Genomic DNA, 21389 nt, shown 5'->3' on the forward strand with positions numbered 1-21389 from the left:
ACGGGCTTCGGGACTGTGGACTACACCTCGTCGATGGCGTCGAGCCTGTGCGTGCAGCCGACCACGGAACCCGGCACCACACAAAGCCGATGATCGCATCGGCCACCGACAAGGTGGATCATCGTCGGATCAGCAACCTGCCGACAGCCCAAGGCCAGGGACGGTTTCGGACCAACATTGAGGGGATTGTCGATGTCCAAGGCGGTCCGGCGATGATCTCTTGTAGTGCGCTTGACCGCTCCACTTAGCGATCTCGAGCCTTCGTGGGCCCACCCACTGTGCGGTATCTACGCGGGCCGCAGAACCGCCACCAGGAACTCCGAGTCCGCCGTGAACGGCCGCACATCCCATGATGACAACAGCAGATCCTGAGCGAATCCCGCGGCGACTGCGTCGTCGAGGAACTCGTCGAACGCATAGTCTCGCCCGGCACCAAACCCGAGCACCGCTCGTCCGTCCTCCCGAAGATGCGCACGCAACCGCTCGAGCACCGTCACGCGGGTACTCGGCGCGAGAAACGCCATCACGTTGCCGGCCGAGACGATGATGTCGAACGGTTCCTCGATGCCGTGCGCCGGTAGGTCCAGCTCGGCCAGATCGCCGACCAACCATCGGGGTCCGGGATGGTCTTCCTCCGCTGCCTCGATGAGCACCGGGTCGACGTCGACGCCGACCACGTCGTGCCCGACCTCGGCCAGATATCCACCGACACGTCCCGGACCGCACCCTGCGTCGAGGATGCGGGATCCGCGCGCGGCCATCGCGTCGATGAGTCGAGCCTCACCGACCAGGTCGTCGCCCTTCGCCGCCATGGCGCGGAAGCGCTCGACGTACCAGGTGGAGTGATCGGGATTCGCTGCGACCTGTTGCATCCAGATGCTCTGTTCGACCATGCCGCCCATTGTCCCAGAGGCCGCGACGCACCTACGTGGGTGCGCCGCTCCGGCCGGTCACCCGCGCGTGGCCGTGGTCCCCAGATTGACCTCCAGCACGGTCCCCGTAGTGAGGCCAGGATCGTCGACAAAGTACAGGACCGCGCGGGTGACGTCCTCGGGTTCGAGCCACGGCACACCCAGCGGGCCGAGACCGGCGAACACCGACCGCGCGTCGTCGGGCGTGGGGTCGTCGAGGTCTGGCCGGAACCGCCTCAAGGTGGTCGGGTTCATGACCATCGGAGTATTCACCGACGTCGGGCACACCACGTTGGCGGTGATGCCGTACGCGCCGACCTCCAGGGCGACCGACTTGATGAAGCCGATGATGCCCCACTTGGTGGCCGCGTAGTGCGAAAGATCGCGCATGCCACCGCGTCCCGCACCCGACGACACTCCGACGATCCGACCTCGCCCAGTCGCCTTCATCGCTCCGACCGCGGCGCGCACGCAGTGGAACGTCCCGGTCAGGTTGGTGTCGACGATGTCGGCCCACTGGTCGTCACCGATCTCCTCGACCGGCGTGAAGGCGCAAACGCCGGCGTTGGCGACGAGGATGTCGAGCCGACCGTGCTGGGCCATGATCGCTTCAACAAGCACGGTGACTGCCGCAGCGTCACGCACGTCCAACCGCGTTGCCGTGGCCCGGCCGCCGTCGGCGACGATCTCAGCGACCGTCGTAGCCAGCTCCTCTTCGGTGGCCATCGGATAGGGGACCGTCGGCACCTGCCGGGCGATGTCACTGACGATGACGTGGGCTCCCGCTGCCGCCAACGCGCGAGCGTGGGCGCGTCCCTGGCCGCGCGCGGCGCCCGTGACCCAAGCGACCTGCCCGGTCAGGTCGGTCATCGTCCCTGCCCGAAGCCGTACACGCCGAGTGCGTTTCGGCGATAGAACCGGTCCTGTTCGTCCGCGGGCTCGTCACCGATGATCGTGTTCAGGGAGTCGACGAGATCCACGTAGCGGCCGCCGATGTGCTCGATCGGGATATTGCTGCCGAAGATCACCCGGTCCCAGCCGAACGCGTCGACGACGGGTTCCACCCATGGGCGCAGAGTCTCCGCGGACAGGACGCCAGTGGTCATGCCGAGCCCGGAGATCTTGCACGACGCCGACGTCTTCTCGGCACAGGTCGTGATGGCACGACGCCACGCGGTCCACGCCTCAGTGTCGGTCGCGGTGGGCCACCCCGTGTGCTCCAGGACGACCGAGAGGTTCGGAAAGTCTGCGAGCGTCCGCAACCAGCCGTCCATGGTCTCCGGGTGGGCGGTGAGGTCGAAGACCAGGTCGTGGTCGTCGAGCCAGCGCAGCACGGTGCGCGCCGCCTGCGAGTCCGGTTCGAAGCCGTAGAGCACGCGGACTCCTCGGAACTCCGGCGTGATCGCGGCCTGGGCGTCGAGGTCGGCGCAGATGTCCTGCGCGCTCAGCGTCGGGTCGACGGATCCGACGAAGCGCATGTCCGCTCCGCGGTCGGCGGCCACCTTCGACACCCACCGCAACTCGTCGAGGTACGCACGCGGCGCGGTCACCGCCGAGACGTGCACGTACTGCTCGACCGGGAACCCGCCGGCCGCCGCCGCGTAGTCGTCGAGACCGAAGTCGGAGTAGAGGTCGGGCTTGCCGACATCCTCGGCGAAAGCTTGCAAACCCGGGTACCAGGGATGGTTCAGGTCCCACAGGTGAAGGTGGGCGTCGACGACATGTTGAGGCATGGACTCATCGTCGACGCCGCGCGCGAAAACGACCAACACCCGTTGCCTATCGATCTAGCATCACAGGATGCTAGATGTGTCGTTGCGTGAGCTCGAGTACGTCGTCGCCGTGCACCGCGAACGCAACTTCACCCGCGCCGCACAGCAGCTGCACATGGCGCAGCCGGCCCTGAGTCAGGCCATCCTCCGTCTGGAACGACGCCTCGGAGTGCGTCTGTTCGACAGGACGAGTCGTCGGGTCGAACCGACGCCGGCCGGACACAACCTCGCGGTCGACGCTCTCGACATCATCGACCGCGTCGGTGCGGCCATCGCGCGAACGGCCGCACCTCGTCGTGCCGTCACCGTGCACATCAGCGAGCCCGCGCTCGAAACCCCACGCAGGCTGATGGCCGCGTTACGCTCCGCCGACCCCGCATTGTCCATACACCTCACGACGCTGCCCCGGTCGCTGACCGGCGACGACGCCAGGGGAGCGCAACTGTCGTTGACCATCGGTGCACCCATCCACGCGGCGGGGGCGCGAAGCACGCCGCTGCGTGCCGAACGCGTCGGCGCGCTGATGGACGTGAGACACCCTTTGGCACAGCAGAATTCGGTGACCGGAGGCGACCTCGAACGTTTACCGGTGGTGTCCATCGACGATCAGCTCAGCCAGTGGAACCGGTGGATCGCACAGTGGGCAACGAGTCAGGGCCGACACCCCAGATGGACGACGTCGGCGGTGTTCGGCATTGTCGCCGGCAGCGACATGGTCACCGACGGCGAGAGTCTGTTCGTGTGCCTGGAGTCGGTGGCCGCAGACGTCGGTGACGACTTCCGGTGGCTCCCGTTGGCGCCCACCGCGACCGCATCGTGGTTTCTCAATTGGATGGATGCGCAATCGGGTTCGCCGGAAGTACGCGACTGTGTCAGTGGCGCAGCCGCATTCGCCGAGGAATGTGGGTGGATAGCAGGCGGGAACCTGCCCGGTGGGTGAAGCGCTATGCGGTACCCGCACGCACGAGGTGTGCCCGCAACGATCCTCCGTCGTCCGACACCCATCCACGTTCATGCGCATAGGCGACCATCGCCTCGAACTGCCGGCCGTCGAATCCCTCGGACGCAGCCAACAGTACGGTGAGAGCGCCGATGTGAATCCACGCATGGTCGCCCTCGATCTCACCGAGGCGGGAGTCCTTGAGCTGCTTCGCGATGTCGGCGGCGGTGAGGCTTGCAGCGGCTTCGACCTGAAACCGGCGGTAGTCCGTGGCCTCGAGCACTTCGACCCGCCCGGGCTGGACGGTTACGTACACGACGAAAGACCTCCAGGTGTCAGGTGGCGTCGAGGATCGGGGAGTGGGTGCCGAAGATGCGACCGTGGTAGGTCAGCGGTGGCGACTCCTCACGAATGACGTGCCGCACGGCGCCGACGATGATCGTGTGATCGCCGCCGGCGACGAAACGTTCGGCGGCGCAACTCATCCAGATCACCGCGCCATTGAGAGCGGGGAGCGTCTGAGTGGTCGCCCACCCGATGCCGTCGAACTTGTCGTGACCCTTCCGCGCGAAGGCAAGCGCGACGTCGGACTGATGCGCGCCGAGTACGTTGACAGCGAAGTTCCCGTGCGCGCGGATCACGCCGAGGAGTTCCGAGTTCTGGTCGAGCGCGATGGTCACCATCGGCGGTTCCATCGACAATGACATGAACGCGCTGACGGTGGTGCCGTGCGGCCGGTCGCCGTCGAAGGCCGTGACGACGGCGACCGGGGAACACACGTGAGCCATCGCGTCGCGGAATGACGCTTGAAGCGAATCGGCGGCTGTTGTGTTGGAGGGCATCGTTGTTCAGCCCTTCGATGCCAGTTCCTGCTCGTACTTGCGCGTCATGTGGTCGACGGCCTCCAGCTGCTTCGCAGCATGGCCCTCTCGCACAGCGCGCGCGTGCTCAGCGGCGTCGAGCGTCGCCTGCGCCTGTCCCTGGAAGTGCGGGAACACTTCCTGGGCGAAGAGTTCCGCGGAACGCTTGGTGTCCTGCGGGTTCGCCCAATCGTGGCCCATCTGCAGCAGGCAGCCGAAACCTTGGGACTGATCCCACAGACGCTGGACCTGGGCCCGGGCCTGTTCTGGGGTGCCGATGACGCCGATGCCTGCTTCGTTGATGAAGTCGATCATCTCCGTCAGTTTGCTTCCGGAGACGGCCATCTGGGGGAACGCGGCGACGTGTTGGAAGTAGTCGAACCACTGCTCGATGCCGTACTCGACCTGGCGGTACGCCTCGGCCTCGGTCTCGGCGATGTGGAAAGGTCCGGCGAGGGTCCACTTGCTGCGGTCGACGGTCACGTTGTTGGCCGCAGCGCGTTCCTCCATGACGTTCCAGTGGTGGCCGAGGGCGTCGAATCCATCGGCGGAGAGTGTCGCGCCGATGGACAGCAGGCCGAGTCCGTGGGTGCCGGCGAGTCGCGGCCCGGTTGGCGACGCCACTGCGGCGACCACTACGTCGATGCCGTCGGCCGAGTAGGGCGCCAGCTGGAGCTTGGCGTCGTACAGCTCGTGCGTGCGGGTCTTCGCGGACACCGTCTCGCCACGGAGGAGTCGCACGACGATGTCGAGGTTCTCCTGCAGGAGTTCTCGGGTGTCGGTGGGGTTGAGGCCGATCATCGCGGAGTCGGTGGGCAGGGAGCCCGGCCCGACGCCGAAGATGGTGCGGCCGCGCGTGAGGTGGTCGAGCTGCATGATGCGGTCAGCCGCCCACAGGGGGTTGTGGTAGGACAGCGAGGTAACGCCGGTGCCGAACCGGATGCGCTTCGCCCGCTGCGAGGCGGCGGCGATCATGATCTCCGGCGAGGCGATGATCTCGCTGCCGGCCGAGTGATGCTCGCCGAACCAGGCTTCGTCGTAGCCGAGGTGGTCGAGGTGTTCGACCAGGTCGAGGTCGCGTTCCAAGGCGGCGGTGGGGTTGCGGCCGGGTGCGTGGAACGGCGCCATGAAGTATCCGAAGCGAAGCCTGCTCATGCGAGTCTCCTGTCGATCTGTCGGCCGGCGGTCTGTCGGCCACGACGAAAGACTAGAGAGAGTGTGACTGACGCCACAGTGCACGAAAGTGGACGGTTTGCTTTGGGCCTGCTGCCGCAGCGCCCGTTGCATGGCGTTGCATGTGCTCCACATCACAATTGAACCGGTACAGTTCAGGGATCGCGTCCGGAGGAAGGAGCACGGGATTGGCCAGTCAGTCGGTCGTGCTACCCGTCGATGAGTACGAGCGGGTCTTCGCCATCTTGGATGCATGCTCGCAGGCAGAAACTCTCGAGGCGTTCAAGAACGTCTTGATGGGTGCGCTGCACGAGCACTACAACTGTCTGAACACGACGTTCTTCACCGGCCCGACCTTTGTCACCGCGTTTTCGGATCCCAACCCCGTGGTCACGGGGCGGATCATGCCGGTGATCGACGAGTATCAAGCACGGTGGTATCCGAAGGACGTCTTCGCGTCCGCGCAGTCGCGGGCGGCGTTGTCGAAGAACCCGGCGATCTCGGCGGACAAGCTCGGCGGACTCGCCAGCGACTCCGTCAGTTATCTACAAGACTTCCTGTATCGCAAGCAGTTACACAGTGCATCCGTGATGCATCTCGACCTCGCGAACGATTGCCACGGGCTGGTCGGGTTGTTCGACTCAGAGGGTAGGCAACCGGACCGTCTGCGGTTGCATGCCATGGGGCTGCTGTCCCGGCAGCTGTCGAACCTGGCGAAATTGCTTCCCGGGGAGCCGCTCCCGTCGTGGCGGGAGTGTCTGTCGCCGCGGCAGATTGAGCTGGCTGAGCTCGTCGCCGATGGGCATACCAATGAGGAGATTGCGTCGATACTCAACCTGGGGGTCGACACCGTGAAGAAGTACGTCAGCCGGGTGTTCTTGGCTACTCGAGTCCGCAACCGGGCGGAGTTGGTGAAGTTGGTTTACGTCAGTTCGACGGATCGGTAGGAAGGCGAGTCGCTTACCTACGTGACGAGGAGCCGCAGGTCTGTCGACATCGGTGACGCGGGCCATTGACAGACTCCACCCCGAAACCGTTCAAAACCGCTGTAATACACGGACTTTGCACCCGGGGGCTCTGGACCGTATCCACGACCGAGCCATGGTCGCCGCTTGCATTCCTGTACCGGAGCATTAGACGGAGGTCGTCTCGCCTACTCTGGTATTTCGTCGATGGTCGCGCGGAGAAAGTCGGCCGCGGATGCGCACACGGCGTCCAAAGTTGGCGGGTTTTGCTCGATCAGGACGACGTTTGTTATCACCACAGACTTTCCGGACTGAACGTACGCCGCGCAGTCTGACGGAGCTGTGGATCCGATGCTTACTCGACGACCTTTGATCTCGATATCGGGGTGCCATGTCGTGGAGGAGTAGTCCTCCTTGTGTGCAGAAAGACCGCCCTGCGGCTGGTCTAGATTCCCAACGAACTGCGACATGAATGACAGCTCGTTATTCAAGTAGCTCCACTGGCAGCCGCGGGCTGTTTGAAAGTTCGACCCGGCGACGTCGCTTACCGACTCCACATTAAGTCCGAAGCGTCGAATAACTTCTTCGGACACCTGGGTGCAAGGCTCGTAGGAAGTCCCGTCGTTATTGCTACTCCAGCGATCTGGAAACTCGGTGTCGAACGGAAGCCGTCGCCCAGCATCGTCCGTTTGTCGAATTCCGGTTGCCGTTGACGAGTCGGGAACAGGTGAAGCTGTTGGGACAGGCGAGCCTGTAATGCCGCAGGCGGACAACCCGATTCCAACCAGAATGGTGCCCACAGGTACAACCGCTGAAGTGATCTTCCTACTCTTACGGTTCAAGATTGACGGCACCTCGAGCGTCAGTGTCTTCGAACTCCGAGGCGGCAGAGCGGCATTGTTCACTCAGTGCCTTCGCTTGCAGCGTTTGGTCGGTCAGCTGTGCCGAGAGTGACTCGATCACAGATCGAACAGCCCTAGTTACATCCCGACCTTCTGTGCATTCTCCCAGCTTGTTTGTCCGACCTGCGCCTGCTAGAAGACGTTTCGCTTTCGCTAACTCCACAGCGGCGTCGCCGGCAACTGCCGCTCGCCGCTCCCACAGTGCCCGCTCCGAGCGCAGCAAATACTCGTCCCCATGCGGACTTACCGGCATCGCCGGAGCAGGCTTAGGCAACAACGAGTCGTCTGAGAACGGTGTCGTCACAAGTCCCCCTCACGCTCGCGCGCCCCGACGGCGCCCCACCCTCGCCGAACAGACTAGCGTGGTCCGCCGATTCCGCCATCTAATCCCGATCGCTGTGGACGCCGAACACGGAGATCCCCACCGAAGCCAACCTCGTCGAGCAACTCCTCGGACTCGCTGCGACTGCACTGCCCGGGGAACACCAGCAGGGCGTGGGTGTGGGCCCTCGAGTCCAGCCCGGTGGCCCACCAATCGAGGACCCACTACTACCGCCGACGCCCGCGCTTCCGGTTCGCGAGGTGGTACGAGTCCCGCGACATCTTCGACGCGTATCCCGCACCCTCGACCCTCGCCTGGGCACCCAGCACCTCGATGCTCCGCAGCTCCTCCTCGATCGCCATGAACTCCTCGGGCGAAGCGAGCGCCGACGCCCGTCGAAGCTGAGACGCCGACTCCTCCAGAAGTGCCTCAGCCGCACCCAGGTCGCCGGACTCGTACGCCTTCGACGCTTCGAGCTTCGCCGCCTGCCCCTCTTGGTACAGGCGCTCGGACTCCACCTTCGGGTCCGGCACACGACCCGAAGCCTCGTCGCCCGGCACCACATTCACCGAAATCGGTAGCGACACCGTGTGTTCGGTGAGCGTCGAGGTCTCGACGTACCGCAACTCGAGCGTCGCGATCTGCGCCAGACCCAGTGCGGCGAGGCCGTCGACCTTCATCCGCAGCAACAGCTTGCGCTCTTCGAGCGCGTAGAAGTCGCCGAGCTCGATCATCACCTCGCCGTCGGCGGTCTGGTGTGCCGGCAGGTCGTTGTACAGCGACAACTCCTGCACCTGCGGGACGAAACGCACGGTCAGTGTCACCACCTGCGCCGACTTCGCCAGCAAACCCTCGACCTCGCCGGCGATCGCCGCACCCGCCGCATCCGGGTTGTCAGCGAACACGTGGTTGCCGTTGCCGGCGCGCGCCATCGCCGACAGCAACGTCTCGTCATAGCCCCGCCCGTAACCGAGCGTGGACGTGACGATCCCGTCGCCAGCGGCCTTCGACGTGACGCTCGCGAACTTGTCGACCTCGGTGATCCCGCGGTTCACGTGACCGTCGCTGATGATCAGCACCGTCCCGCCCTGGATCCCGGCCGCCTTGGCGCTACGCCGCAGCTCCCGCAGCCCGAGCAGGTAGCCCGACGACAGATCCGTGCAGCCACCGGCGACGATCGACCCGATCGCGTCCACCGCGCGCTGCTTGTCCGACAGGGGAGCGGCCGGCACGACCACCTGCGCGTCGTCGTCGAAGGTGACCACGCCGAACGCATCCGACGGATCCAGCTGCGCGACAACGCCGGCCAGCGCCTTCTTCGCACCCTCGAGCGGGCTGCCGGACATCGACCCGCTCCGGTCGAGCACCACCTGCACAGCAGTAGGGGTGCGTGTGGTCTCGGGTCCCGCGGGAGCCTGCAGTTCCAGCAGAACGGTCACTTCATCGGCAGTCTCGTGGGCCACCATCTCGACGTCCAGAGCAGCGGAGAGTTTCATCATTCTTCCTTCCTCCGTCTCGGCATCCGATCGAGACGGCGACTTTGCGCGAATCTGAGAATAGATCTTTGCGCAGACATTCGCATAATCTTTTGTTCGTGGCCACTGGTTCGACGACGCTCACTGACTACCCACGACCGAACGTGGCCGTCGACATCGCAGTCCTCACGGTCTCCGACGGCGCGCTGAACGTGGTGATCCAGCGCGACGAGCAGGGGAGGGCCGCGTTGCCGGGGCGGTTCGTCCGGGAGCGGCGCACCGTCGAGGAGACGGTGCGCGAGGTGCTCGAACTGAAACTGGGGCTCTCGCCCGATCACGTCCGCCCGCACCTGCTGGCGGTCTTCAGTGATCCTGACCGGGATCCTCGCGGGTGGACGATCTCGGTCGCGCATGCTGTGGCCCTGCCGGCCGTCGAATTGTCCGACGTCACGGGCGAACTCGCGCCCGTGACACCAACGGGGCAGCTGGCATCAGGGGAGCAGGTCCTTTACGACCACGCCGAGATCATTGCAGCGGCCACCGACAAACTCCGCGAACGCTACGAAGACCAGCCCGACCCGGACAATCTCCTGCGGCCGCCGTACACGCTGTCGGAGCTGCGGGAACTGCACGAGGCGATACTCGGTCGACGCCTCATGCGGGACTCGTTCAACCGGCGCGCGCAACCATTGCTCGCACCGCAACTCGACGCAGAAGGAAAACCCGCCACTCGTGTTGGCGGTGGACGCCCGGCCCGCTTGTACGCAAAAGACGCACCGCCGACCGCGACCTTCGGGTGGCGATTACCCAGCCCGAGGCCCGACACTCAGTAGCGGCGCCGCGGCCTCGCCTGAGCGACGCTTCAGGTTCCACAGCGTCGTGCAACCACTGAACAAAGGAATTCGATGACGGACTCCACGGACTCGTTGCGTCGTGCTCTCGGTCTTCACGACGCGGTGCTGGTGGGGCTCGGGGCGATGCTCGGTGCGGGAATTTTCGTAGCGCTTGCGCCGGCGGCAGCCGCTGCCGGATCGTGGTTGCTCGTGGGCCTCGCGATCGCGGGCGTCGTTGCGTATTGCAACGCAACATCTTCCGCCCGGTTGGCGGCTCTCTACCCGGTCTCGGGTGGCACCTACGTGTACGGCCGGGAGCGCCTCGGCGAGTTCTGGGGCTACCTCGCCGGGTGGGCGTTCGTCATCGGCAAGACCGCGTCGTGTGCGGCGATGGCGCTGACGGTCGGGGTCTACGCGTGGCCGGAGCACGCGCACGCCGTGGCTGTTGCCGCCGTGGTCGCCTTGACCGCGGTGAACTACGCGGGAGTGCAGAAAGCAGCGTGGCTGACGCGGATCATCGTCGCGTTCGTCCTGGCGGTGCTGGCCGCGGTCGCGGTGTCCGCGTTCACGTCGGACGTCGCCAGTCCCGACCGTCTGTCGCTGAGTTCTGACGCCGGCGTGCTCGGCGTGCTGCAGGCGGCGGGCCTGCTGTTCTTCGCCTTCGCGGGCTACGCGAGGATCGCGACGCTGGGCGAGGAGGTCCGCGACCCCGCCCGCACCATTCCTCGTGCGATCGGCATCTCCCTAGGTCTGACTCTCGTGGTCTACGCGCTGGTCGCGACCGCGGCCCTCAGCATTCTCGGATCCGACGAACTCGGCGACGCCGCTGCCCCGTTGACGACGGTCGCGGAAACCGCGGGCGTCGACTGGCTGGTCCCGGTGGTCCGCGTCGGCGCGGCGGTCGCTGCGATCGGGTCCCTGCTCGCGCTCATCCTGGGTGTCTCGAGGACCGTGCTCGCGATGTCCCGGGACGGTCATCTGCCGCGGGCGCTGGCCGCCGTCCACACTCGGACGCAGGTTCCGCATCGCGCCGAGTTGGTGGTCGGGGCGGTGGTGGCGGGGGTCGCCGCGACCGCGGATGTCCGCGCGGCCATCGGGTTCTCGTCGTTCGGTGTGCTGCTTTATTACGCGGTCGCCAACGCGTCGGCGTTCACGCTGACCCGCGAGGAGAACCGTCCCGCGCGCGCCATCCCGGTGGTGGGTGTCATCGGGTGCGTGGTGGTGGCGTTCACGTTGCCGCTCACCTCCGTGCTGGCCGGGATGGCCGTGTTAGCAGTCGGAGCCGGCGTGTACGCGATTCGCAGTACACGCCGGCTCCGACGTTAGGGCTCAGGAAGAAGCGTCCGTCACGGGTGGACGCCGCGCTGGTTCAGCCACACCTGCGGGTTGATTTTCTTGCCGTTGGCATCCCAGACCTCGTAGTGCAGGTGGGGGCCGGTGGACTGGCCGCGGTTGCCGACGGTGGCGATCTTCTGACCGGCGGTCACATGCTGCCCGGGACGGACGAAGCTCTGGTCGACGTGGCCGAAGACACCGGTGGTGCCGTCGTCCTGCTTGACGCGGACCCACTGGCCGAAGCCCGAGGCCGGTCCGGACTCGAGGACGACGCCGTCGGTGACGGCGTAGATGGGGGTACCGATCTTGTTGGCGATGTCGACTCCGTTGTGGTTGGTGCCCCAACGCGGGCCGTAGCCTGAGGTCACGGTGCCGCTGACGGGTTTGACCGCCTTGCGGATGCCGGGGTGGCCGGGAACGCCGGGGGTGAACGCCGACGGCGGGAGCACGTCGCGAGCGATCTTGTCCAGCTCGGGCGGCAGGACCAGACCGGCGGGCATCTTCACGCTCTCCGGCAGCGCGACCTTCGGCAGTGCGGGGGCGGGCTGTGCAGCTGCCTGGGCGGCCGTACCGGCGGTCAGTCCGACGGCACCGACGAATGCGGTGAGTGCGCCGACTCGGACCGCTTTGCCTACAGTGGACGGTGCGGTTGAACGATGCCGTCCGGGTCGGCGGCTACGGGGGGTCGAGTCGAGCAACGCGTGGAGCGAGTTGTGGGCATTCAGTCGGTGTCGAGGCACAGCTTTTCCGTCTCAGGTTAGGTAACAGTTCGGTCTCAGCGAGGACACGGCGAGGTTACCCACAGAGACTTAAGCAGAGCCTGAGAAGGGCCACTCAAAGTGGGCGAGGTCACGAGAACGTCCTGTTAGCCCCGGATTCCTAGATCCGTGAGTGCGACAAGTCGGACAAATAGCGACCAGGACTTCGACGGACGTATCGGTTCGGGTACGTCGTCGAACACGGATCCTTGAACGGCCGCGAACCCGATCGCCGGACAGCCGTCGGCACGGAATTGGCGAGTCCGGTGCCTCGTGGGGCGCGTGTATGGGTCCGCCCTGTGGACAGCCGCCGTGAGGATCGGGTCCGGGTGAATTAGCATCATCCGGCACGGGGTTGACTGTCGGGGATTCGATGACTGTCACGTATGCGGGGGAGGTACGCGCGTACCTGTCCGGGTTCGGCGACCCGCCGAAGCTGTACGACGCATTGCGTGAGGCGCGCCTGGCGGTGCCGCTCGACGTCCACGGCCGCTTCTTCACCCTGACCCAGAGCGGCATTGCGTGGATGCTCGCGTTCACGACGCCACAGCGTCTGCGCGACTTCGCCGACCTCACCGACCGCGATCCGGCCGAGATCACCTACGTCGACCTCGCAGGCCAACAACTGATCGACGAGGTGCTCGACAAAGCTCCCGAGCCGACAGGCCTCGTCGTCGACCCTTCGACGTCGGAGATGATGACGTTCCCGCCCACCAAGGAACTGACACCTCACTGCTTCTACGACGACGAAGGTGAGATCGTCCGATGACCGACAACCTGGGCGTCACTCCGGCGGATCTGGAGAAGGCGAGCACGGGAATCAACGGGGTGATCGACGGTCTCGGCCAGACCGGCGTCGGCTCCGGATACTCCGCCGGCCTGGGTCGCGGGTACGGGGACCTCGACCTCGACGGCAAGACCATCGGTCACGCCGACCCGAAGTCGGGGCTCGAAGAGTATTGCGATCGCTGGGAATGGGGCGTGCGGGCCCTGGTGACCGGCGCCGCTGAAGTGTCGCGGGGCCTGGGGCTGGGAGCCAGTCACTATGAGCGCGAGGAAGAGTGGGCGGCCAACCAGCTCAAGGATTGGACGATGGATCTCATCGGCGACCCCAACCTGACCGCCGAGCAGAGCAAGGACATGTCCTGGAGTGATCTCTGGGACCACAACCGCAACGCCGTGACGAACCCGCAGTGGGCCCAGACCCCCGAGGAGATGCAGCGCCACAAGGAGTTCTTCGGCGCCACCGGTGCCACGTTCCTCGACGACATGGGGACGATTGGGAAGCACGCCGTCAACCCGGTGTCGTCGGTCACCGACACGATCGACGGATTCCAGGAGAACGGCTTCACCGCTGACGCCCCAGCCGATCCCGATCCTGCCGTACCGAACGGCAATCAATGACCGAGGCAGCCTGAATGGGCATGTTCGACTTCCTCGAGGGCGGCAAGGAGTTCCTCGGGGAAGTGGTCGACGGCGCCACCGACCTCCTCGGCAGCGGCTTGCGCACCGTCGGCCTCGACAAGATCGCGGCCACGGTCGAGGACTTCGGCGACGACGTCGCCAACTCCCTGGGAGCGATGCCCGACGAGCTGGAGCTCGAGCGCACCAACAATCCCAAGGAATTGGTCCTCGGTGACCCGGCCGGGATCCGGGAACTCGCTGGGAAATTCACCGGTTTCGCCGGCAACTTCACCAGCGCCGGGGAGGGGCTACGCGGAATCTCGGCCGGCGACTGGACCGGGGATGGTGCGCAGGGCTTCGGCGACGCCATCGGAAGCCAGGTGCCGAAATGGTTCGCGGCGGCCGAGGCGGCGTCGAAAGCCGCTGCCGCGCTGACGAGCTGGGCCGGCGTTGTCGAGTTCGCCCAGCAGAAGGCGGCCGAGGCGGTCCGTGTGTGGGAGGAGGGTAAGCGCAAGCAGGCCGAGTGGGACGAGAAGCGGAGACAGTACAACTCCGAACTCGACGACTACCAGAACAACCGCCGCGACACCCCGCCCGTTCACCCGGGACCAGATCCCTGGCCGGGATACCGGGAAGAGGCGCGTCGAATACTGAAAATCGGCCGGGACCAACGCAATTCAGCGGCGCCTGGCACGAAGGCGGAACTCAGCGGCGCAGCGAACCTCGCACCGCCGATGCCCTCCGCGTTCGAGCAGGCGCAGATGAGTGCGAAGGACATCGGCACAGCCGGTTTCACCGCCTTCAACCATTTCGAAGCGGGCATGATCGGATCGGTGACCGAGGTCGTCAAAGCCCTCAACATGCTGAACCCGACCAACATCTACAACGTCACCAACCCCCACCAATACGCGCGCAACACCGCGGGCATGGTTGCCGGCCTCGTGCATCAGGTGGCACACCCCGATGAGTTCGTCCGCGGGTTCATCGGCTCCGGATGGTCGGGTGACCCGTCGCAGGCCCTCGGTAACCTGACCGGCAACATCCTGATGACGGTCGCGCCCGGCCCGAAGGGGACCGCGGCACTCACCGCGGGCCTCAAGACCACGCGGCATCTCCCGACGCCGGATTCGCCGACACCGTCCTCGCCGACGCCGCGCATCGATCCGGTGTCGCGCGAGACCGGACCGTCGCCGATCGCCCCGCAACCGTCCACGCCCGACATAACGCCCGCAAGTCACAGTGCCACACCGTCATCCGACCTTCTTGGCAGTGACGGACCTGATCTGCCGATCACGCACGACGGCCCGCCGGTACCGCAGGTCGATGGCTCGACGACGAGTGCCCAGCCCGACGTGCCTTCACCGTCCTCGGTTCCAGATCAGGGGACTCCGGCCGGTGGGGCCGTCGATTCGTCGCCCACCCCGACACCGGACGCACCACCGGCACGTCCCGACGCTCCACCGACATCACCGGATCAACCCGTCGGCGGCGCCTTCGACGGCTCTCCACCGGTCGGAACCCACACCGACGGACCCGCACCCACCTCGACACCCGAGCAAACGACGCCCCGCGGAGACGGACCGGACCCGACGTCCTCCGATCCGGTCGACGGCACCCCGAACTCTCGGCCCCTGGGAGACGACGACCCGCCCGGACCCGACCGCGGTGAGACGACCACGCCGACGGGGCTCGGCGCAGCTGACACCAGCTCGCCGTCCACGACGCCACACGCCCCGATCGACCAGAACGATGCGCCCAGCGTCGACCGCCACGACCCGCCGTCGACGACACCGGACGGCGACGCCGCGCAGCCGAACCCGGTCCGGGCCGACGACACCGGTGCCACCGACCGCGACGGTGCCCCGGTCACCGGCACACCGGAACCGACTCCGTCCAAGTCCGATGGAGACGGCCCCGGACACGGCCCGGCCCGCACCGACGAGCCCACCGGTCAGCACCCGCCGAAGGCGGCCGACGATCGCCCAGGGACGGCGGCTCCGCGCACCGACTCCGACGCACCGGGGTCGGCCAGACCCACGCCCGTGGCGCCGCACGCCGACGCTCCGGCGACTGGTCCCCACCCGGGAGTCGACACCCCGTCCCGTAGCCCGTCGAACGATTCGCCGACCACCCCGGTCGCGCCGGTCACCGGACCTCACACGGGACCGACGCCACACAGCACCCCCGACGCCGGACAGTCGAAACCGGCCAACGCACCAGTCAACCCGGCCACACCGAACAGGCCTGATGCGCCTGCGGCACCGCCGCGTACACCCGATTCCACTCCCGACCGCACCCCACCCGCCCGGGCCACACCCGAGGCGGTCCCTCCGCGTGACGGTGCCCGACCGGCACCGTCGAACCTCCACCACGCGCCCGAACCCGCTGTCCGGCACACGCCCGACCGCGACCCGGGGACTCCCGCGACCACACGGATCACCCCGGACGACCGGCCGATCCCGGCGGCGCTGTTCCCGGACCGACCGGCCGCACCGGACCGATCACCCACCGCGAACCCACGTCCTACGACGCCGGATCCCGACTCGTCACCGCGCCATCCCGGCCAACCGAACGGTCCTCATTCGGACACGCCCGATATCGACCACGACACCCGGGAACCCCACGACCCGGCGAACCCCGGCAGAACCGACGACCACGCGCCGGACCGGGCGGACACCAGCGAGGGCAACGAGGCGCCGACCCAATGCCGCAGCAACGGCGAACCGGTCAACGTTGCATCGGGGGAGTACTTCCTGCCGCTGACCGACGTCGAGTTGCCGGGCGTACTCCCGGTGCACCTAACGCATCGTCATCGCTCGAGGTATCGATGGGGCCGCTGGATGGGCCCGACCACACCGTCGACCTTCGACGCGCGGGCGATCGCCGGCGACGACCTCGTCACCATCGTCGACGCCGACGGCACGATGACGAACTTCCCCAAGCCCGAAGGCGATTCGGTGTCGCGCAGTGTCAACGCGACCGACTGGGAGCTACGGACCACCCCGACCGGCGGCTATCAGGTCACCCACGTTCGCGACCGCCTGAGCTGGTTCTTCGTCCCGATCCCCGAACTCACCGGGATCGATGTGCGTGCCGGAAGCATTGCGGTGTCGGCGATGACCGACCGCCACCAGAACCGGATCGAGTTCATCTTCGACGAGCGCGGACGGCCCACGGCGGTGGAACACTCGGCCGGTTACAGGATCGACGTACAGTGTGACGGCGCGCGGATTCTCGGCTACCGCCTCACTGCGGGACTGGACGGCGTACCCGTCGATCAGCAGCTCTGCACCTTCGACTACCACCAGGGAAACCTCGCGGTGTCGACGAATGCGGTCGGCGCCACAACGTATTTCGGCTACGACGATGCCGCCCGTATGACCTGGTGGCGGGACTCGCTGGGTATGGAGTACTGGAACGCCTACGACGATCTCGGGCGGGTGACCATTCAGTCCGGGATGGACGGGGTCTGGTCGGGGCGGTTCGACTATCACTTGCGTCCCGACGGCAACGGGTCGTACACCACCTATCGCGATGCCTTCGGTGCGACGACGGTCTACGGCATTGACACCGATGGTCGGGTGCGTCAGGAATCCGATCCCGGCGGGCGGATCATCGCCACCGACTACAACGCCAACCGTCAGCCGCTGTCGATCACCAGCCCAGGCGGTGCGCGTACGGTGCTGCGCTACAACGCGTTCGGCGATGTCGAGCAGGTCACGGCACCAGACGGGAAGGTCACCGACGTCGTCTACGCGGGGCCCGGTCGTCCGGAACGGATCGTCGAACCGGGCGGCATCACGACGCGAATCGGCTACGACGAGGACGGTTCGCCGACCAGCGTCGTCGACAATGCCGGTGCGGAGACCAGCTACACGTACGACGAGCACGGGGCGCTGAAGTCGCACACTGATCCTGACGGCGTCGTCGTGCGATACCGCAACAACGCTGCCGGCCTCCCGGTCACGATCTCAGACACGCTCGGTAACACCACACGAATCAGCTACGACGGATTGGGGCGTCCGACCGAGGTCGTCGATGCCGAGGACGCACAGACCGTGGTGACCTACGACGCGATGGGCAACCGGACGAGTGTCACGGCACCGGATGGCGGCCAGTCGCGGTGGGAGTACGACGGCGAAGGCAACTGCATCGCGTACACCGATCCTGTCGGTGCGGTGACCCGTTGGGAGTACGGGCATTACGACCTGCCGGTCGCACGTATCGACGCCGACGGGTCGCGCACCGAGTTCAGCTACGACGCCACACGTCGGCTGGTGGCGGTCACCAACCCCGACGACCTGGTGTGGACCTACACCTACAACGCCGACGGCACGCTGGCGTCGGAGACCGACTTCAACAACGCAACAACGAGCTACACCTACGACGACGAGGGTCGGCTGGCGTCACGCACGAACGCTGCCGGGCAGACGGTGTTCTTCACCTACGACGCTGCCGGACGACTGATCGGCGACCTGACTGCTGATCCGGTCAATGCTGACCTCGACGGGGAGACAACGGAATACAGCTTCGATGCGGCGGGGCGACTGGACGCAGCAACCGGTGTCTTCGGACGCTGGCACACGAGTTACACGGCCGCGGGTTTACCGCAGCTCACCGGTGTTCACGACGGTCGGAGCGACTGGATCATCGAGTCCGCCTGGACCGGCGCCGGACGCCTGGCGTCGCTGACGTCGCCGACCGGCGTAAGCACGCGGTACGGCTACGACCCGCGGGGTGTCCTCGGCTTCCTGTCCACTGCGGGACGCTCCTGCGACATCACCACCAGCCCGACCGGACGGGAACAGCGGCGGCGCTTCGAAGGCGCAGCGATCGATTCGACGTGGGATCCGGTGGGACGTCTCACCGGACGTTCCGTCATCGCTGTTGCTGAGCGCCCGGCGGCGCTGAACCTCGGACTTGGTGCAGCGGGCGTGGGGGAGAGGCGGCCCGACCGAACGGTCGCGGCCGCGGAGTACAGCTACCGTTCCGACGGGATTCTCACCGCGTCGACGTCGACACTGGCTGCCGGTCGGACTGACTATCGGGTCGACGTGCTCGGGCGGGTCGTCGAGGCCGCCAGTCCTGCCGGGACCGAACAGTTCTCGTACGCCGCCACGGGCAACATCACCGACTACGTATCCACAGGGGTGAGCAGCAGTAGCCCGGAGGTGCGTGGCGCTACCGACCCGCTGCTCCCTGAGGTGCGAGGCGCCAGCCGAGCCTCGAAGGGCACGAAGGGCCGCCGCCATTACTCCGGCACTCTCCTCGTGGACGACGGTCGCACGTCCTACCGCTACGACGCTGCGGGTCGCGTCATCTCGATGAGTCGTCGCCGACTGTCACGCAAACCAGATGTGTGGCACTACGCCTGGGATGCCCACGATCATCTGCGGTCGGTGACCACGTCGGACGGGACGGTGTGGACCTACACCTACGACCACGTGGGACGGCGACTGTCGAAGACCGATCAGTCGACTGGTGAAACCACGCGCTTCCATTGGCACGGGGAGCACCTCGTCGAGCAGACCGACCCCATGCCCGACGACGATCAGTGGTTGCAGGCCACAACCTGGGCCTACTCGCCGGCCGCGTACGCACCGCTGGCGCAGACAACTACTTCTGAGCCGATTGGCCTCACCGACGTCGACTCCTCCGAAGGAGCAGGCCAGGACCGTGAGTTCAGTCTCAACCTCGGCAACGACACTGCTGCTGTGCCACCCTCGGCGCGCCGATGGACACAGTCCGAGATTGATCGTGAGTTCTTCGCGATCGTCACCGACCAGATCGCCTCGCCGACCGCGCTGGTTGACCCGGGCAGCGGGGAGATCGCCGGCCGATCAGTCCGGACCCTCTACGGCGAAACCGCATGGACGGGCGTATCGACCCCTTGGTCTTACCCAGGCCAGTACCTCGATCTCGAGACTGGGCTGCACTACAACCGGCATCGCTACTACCACCCGGACACCGGGCGCTACCTGAGTCCCGACCCGCTCGGTCTGGCGCCGGCACCGAATCCGCACACTTACCCAACCAACCCCGCTATAACCTGCGATCCGTTTGGGCTGATGCCCTGTTCCGGTGACGAGATCGTCGACACGTACGGACCCCTCAATCCTGGCCCACTACCCGAACAGACGCGTGACTCCTTCCGTGGGGCGATCTACACCGAGAAAGTGACGACCGAACCGATGACCTTGTATCGAGTTGGAACCGCGGGAGAAGGGCCATTCGGGAAGTTCTGGACACGAGTTGAACCACTCGGACCGATTCAAGCGCGGATCGACAGTGCCCTGAATCCCTTGTGGGGCAATAAAGCCACGGCCGTGACGACGATCGAAGTACCTGAGGGGGACCCATTCGATGGTCCAGTCGCTATGCGGCTTGGGGTTGGTGGGTCGTGGTCCACTGTAGGGCGAACTCGGCGGGGGTGAGTCCGTGGTGGGCCGAATGGGGTCGGTTGGCGTTGTAGTCGATCCTCCAGTCTTCGATGATGACCCGGGCTTCGCGCAGGGAGTCAAAGCGCCAGGAGTTGAGCAGCTCGTCGCGCAGGCGGCCGTTGAACGATTCGATCCAGGCGTTCTGCCACGGGGAGCCGGGGTCGATGAATAGTGATCCGGTGCCGTTGAATCGGCACCAGTCGTTGACGGCGTGAGCGACGAATTCCGGTCCGTTGTCGAACCGCACGTAGCACGGTGGACCATGTATCAGGGCCAGGCGGTCGAGAACGTCAACCACGCCATCGGCGTTGATGACGCGGTCGACGTGGATCGCCAGGGCTTCGCGGGTGAACTCGTCGATCACGTTGAGCATTTTGATGGTTCGGCCGTCGGCGGTGGTGTCGAATTGGAAGTCCATCGCCCAGATCACGTTCGGCCGGATTGGGCACATCGCCCCAACCGCGGTCCCGATTCCGGTGAGCCGTTTCTTCCTGCGGCGCTGGGGAACTCGCAGCCCCTCCTCGCGCCACAGGCGGCGGATGCGTTTGTTGTTGACCGTGAAGCCCGCTTTGCGCGCGGCGATCGCGGCGCGTCGCCAGCCCCAGCGGGGCCGGTCGGTGGAAAACCCACGTAGCCAGGACCGCAGCTCGGCTTCCTCCGCGGTGATCGGCGCTGGGTGCAGTCGCATCGTGGAGCGGTGGATGCCCACCACAGCACATGCTCGCCGCTCAGATACCCCGAACCGCTCACGCAGCATCGTCACGGCGCTGCGCTTGCGGTTCGGGGTCAGAAGTTTCCCGACGAAACCTCCTTGAGCATGTCGATATCGAGGGCCTGGTTGGCGACCAACTTCTTGAGCCGAGCGTTCTCAGCTTCGAGTTCTTTGAGGCGTTTGACGTCATTGGCCTTCATGCCCCCGTACTGGGCCACCCAGCGATGCCAGGTCGACTCTGTGACCTCCAGATGCCGGCACACCTCAGCCAACTCCTGCCCGGTCCCGAGGAGCTTGTTGCCCTCGGCCAGCTTGCGGATGATCTGATCCGGCGTATGCCGCCGGCGCTTGCTACCTGCCATGTCGTCGTCGATTCTTCCTGCCCAAACACTCGGGCAACAGAGTCGCACAACAACTGGACCACTACGAAGGGCCCACCTCATACCCGCCGGTGTCCGGTACTTCGAGGGATTTGTCGCACCGCAAGACGTGTACGCTGGCGGCGTGCTGCTCGGAGGTGGAAATCAGATTGTCTTCCGCCCCGACATGAGGATCCCCAGCGAGTGGCTCCGGGTATCAGCAAGGCC

General features: G+C 66.1%; 17 protein-coding genes. 7 read left to right on the top strand and 10 right to left on the bottom strand.

Translation table 11 applies throughout. The annotated features are described in order from the left end of the window. Window positions 1-287: 287 nt before the first annotated feature. From C5O27_RS15455 to C5O27_RS15465, 3 genes are read right to left on the bottom strand one after another with little or no spacing between them, the layout of a single operon-like run. Window positions 288-893 carry a class I SAM-dependent methyltransferase gene (locus C5O27_RS15455; RefSeq protein WP_127963082.1) on the bottom strand — a complete coding sequence of 202 codons (606 nt, stop codon included), beginning with the start codon at window positions 891-893 and terminating at the stop codon, window positions 288-290. 57 nt (window positions 894-950) lie between these two features. Continuing rightward, window positions 951-1781 carry a mycofactocin-coupled SDR family oxidoreductase gene (locus C5O27_RS15460; RefSeq protein WP_127963083.1) on the bottom strand — a complete coding sequence of 277 codons (831 nt, stop codon included), beginning with the start codon at window positions 1779-1781 and terminating at the stop codon, window positions 951-953. Then, a complete protein-coding gene (locus tag C5O27_RS15465; RefSeq protein WP_127963084.1) occupies window positions 1778-2644 on the bottom strand; it encodes an amidohydrolase family protein in 867 nt (288 codons plus the stop codon). Before C5O27_RS15465 ends, C5O27_RS15460 begins: the two co-directional genes overlap by 4 nt. A 67-nt stretch (window positions 2645-2711) precedes the next feature. On the opposite strand from C5O27_RS15465, the gene C5O27_RS23145 reads away from it, so the two are divergent. Then, window positions 2712-3623 carry a LysR family transcriptional regulator gene (locus C5O27_RS23145; protein WP_127963085.1) on the top strand — a complete coding sequence of 304 codons (912 nt, stop codon included), beginning with the start codon at window positions 2712-2714 and terminating at the stop codon, window positions 3621-3623. 4 nt (window positions 3624-3627) lie between these two features. Here C5O27_RS23145 and C5O27_RS15475 read toward each other — a convergent pair whose 3' ends face one another. The 3 genes from C5O27_RS15475 to C5O27_RS15485 are packed head-to-tail and all read right to left on the bottom strand — an operon-like array spanning window position 3628 to window position 5638. Next, window positions 3628-3939: a hypothetical protein gene (locus C5O27_RS15475; RefSeq protein ID WP_127963086.1), complete on the bottom strand. Its 312-nt coding sequence runs from the start codon at window positions 3937-3939 to the stop codon at window positions 3628-3630. Between the two features lie 19 nt (window positions 3940-3958). Next, entirely contained in the window at window positions 3959-4465 is a 507-nt protein-coding gene (locus tag C5O27_RS15480; RefSeq protein WP_127963087.1) for a flavin reductase family protein, read from the bottom strand. A gap of 6 nt (window positions 4466-4471) precedes the next feature. Then, complete coding sequence (locus C5O27_RS15485; protein ID WP_127963088.1) at window positions 4472-5638, bottom strand: LLM class flavin-dependent oxidoreductase; 1167 nt, start codon at window positions 5636-5638, stop codon at window positions 4472-4474. A 206-nt stretch (window positions 5639-5844) separates the two neighbouring features. Here C5O27_RS15485 and C5O27_RS15490 point away from each other — a divergent pair, with 206 nt between their 5' ends. Next, the gene (locus C5O27_RS15490) at window positions 5845-6603 is read left to right on the top strand and encodes a helix-turn-helix transcriptional regulator (protein ID WP_127963089.1); all 759 of its coding nucleotides are present in this window, start codon (window positions 5845-5847) and stop codon (window positions 6601-6603) included. A 206-nt stretch (window positions 6604-6809) separates the two neighbouring features. On the opposite strand, the gene C5O27_RS15495 is transcribed toward C5O27_RS15490, so the two are convergent. Together C5O27_RS15495 and C5O27_RS15505 are read right to left on the bottom strand one after the other, a co-directional pair. Beyond that, the gene (locus C5O27_RS15495) at window positions 6810-7421 is read right to left on the bottom strand and encodes a DUF3558 family protein (protein ID WP_127963090.1); all 612 of its coding nucleotides are present in this window, start codon (window positions 7419-7421) and stop codon (window positions 6810-6812) included. A gap of 651 nt (window positions 7422-8072) precedes the next feature. Then, the gene (locus C5O27_RS15505) at window positions 8073-9341 is read right to left on the bottom strand and encodes a vWA domain-containing protein (RefSeq protein WP_127963856.1); all 1269 of its coding nucleotides are present in this window, start codon (window positions 9339-9341) and stop codon (window positions 8073-8075) included. A gap of 92 nt (window positions 9342-9433) precedes the next feature. Between C5O27_RS15505 and C5O27_RS15510 the strand changes: the two genes are divergently transcribed. Both C5O27_RS15510 and C5O27_RS15515 read left to right on the top strand, forming a co-directional pair. Next, the gene (locus tag C5O27_RS15510) at window positions 9434-10153 is read left to right on the top strand and encodes an NUDIX hydrolase (RefSeq protein ID WP_425269610.1); all 720 of its coding nucleotides are present in this window, start codon (window positions 9434-9436) and stop codon (window positions 10151-10153) included. 72 nt (window positions 10154-10225) lie between these two features. Further along, window positions 10226-11479: an APC family permease gene (locus C5O27_RS15515; RefSeq protein ID WP_127963093.1), complete on the top strand. Its 1254-nt coding sequence runs from the start codon at window positions 10226-10228 to the stop codon at window positions 11477-11479. A gap of 20 nt (window positions 11480-11499) precedes the next feature. Here C5O27_RS15515 and C5O27_RS15520 read toward each other — a convergent pair whose 3' ends face one another. Then, entirely contained in the window at window positions 11500-12228 is a 729-nt protein-coding gene (locus C5O27_RS15520; RefSeq protein WP_127963094.1) for a M23 family metallopeptidase, read from the bottom strand. Between the two features lie 391 nt (window positions 12229-12619). Between C5O27_RS15520 and C5O27_RS15525 the strand changes: the two genes are divergently transcribed. Genes C5O27_RS15525 through C5O27_RS15535 form a run of 3 tightly spaced genes read left to right on the top strand, consistent with a single transcriptional unit; the run spans window position 12620 to window position 20084 of the window. Beyond that, complete coding sequence (locus C5O27_RS15525; protein WP_127963095.1) at window positions 12620-13015, top strand: SseB family protein; 396 nt, start codon at window positions 12620-12622, stop codon at window positions 13013-13015. Then, window positions 13012-13650, top strand: coding sequence for a hypothetical protein (locus C5O27_RS15530; RefSeq protein WP_127963096.1), 639 nt, complete (start codon window positions 13012-13014; stop codon window positions 13648-13650). Before C5O27_RS15525 ends, C5O27_RS15530 begins: the two co-directional genes overlap by 4 nt. 20 nt (window positions 13651-13670) lie before the next feature. After that, window positions 13671-20084, top strand: coding sequence for a putative T7SS-secreted protein (locus tag C5O27_RS15535; RefSeq protein ID WP_244216521.1), 6414 nt, complete (start codon window positions 13671-13673; stop codon window positions 20082-20084). On the opposite strand, the gene C5O27_RS15540 is transcribed toward C5O27_RS15535, so the two are convergent. Beyond that, window positions 20026-21164 (bottom strand): IS3 family transposase gene (locus tag C5O27_RS15540; RefSeq protein ID WP_127962095.1). Its coding sequence is split into 2 segments (ribosomal slippage): window positions 20026-20894 and window positions 20894-21164, totalling 1140 coding nucleotides; the frame shifts between segments, so codons are not numbered across the junction. The genes C5O27_RS15535 and C5O27_RS15540 overlap by 59 nt on opposite strands. Window positions 21165-21389 lie beyond the last annotated feature (225 nt).

The organism is Gordonia alkanivorans, assembly GCF_004011905.1.
GTDB classification, from domain to species: domain Bacteria; phylum Actinomycetota; class Actinomycetes; order Mycobacteriales; family Mycobacteriaceae; genus Gordonia; species Gordonia alkanivorans.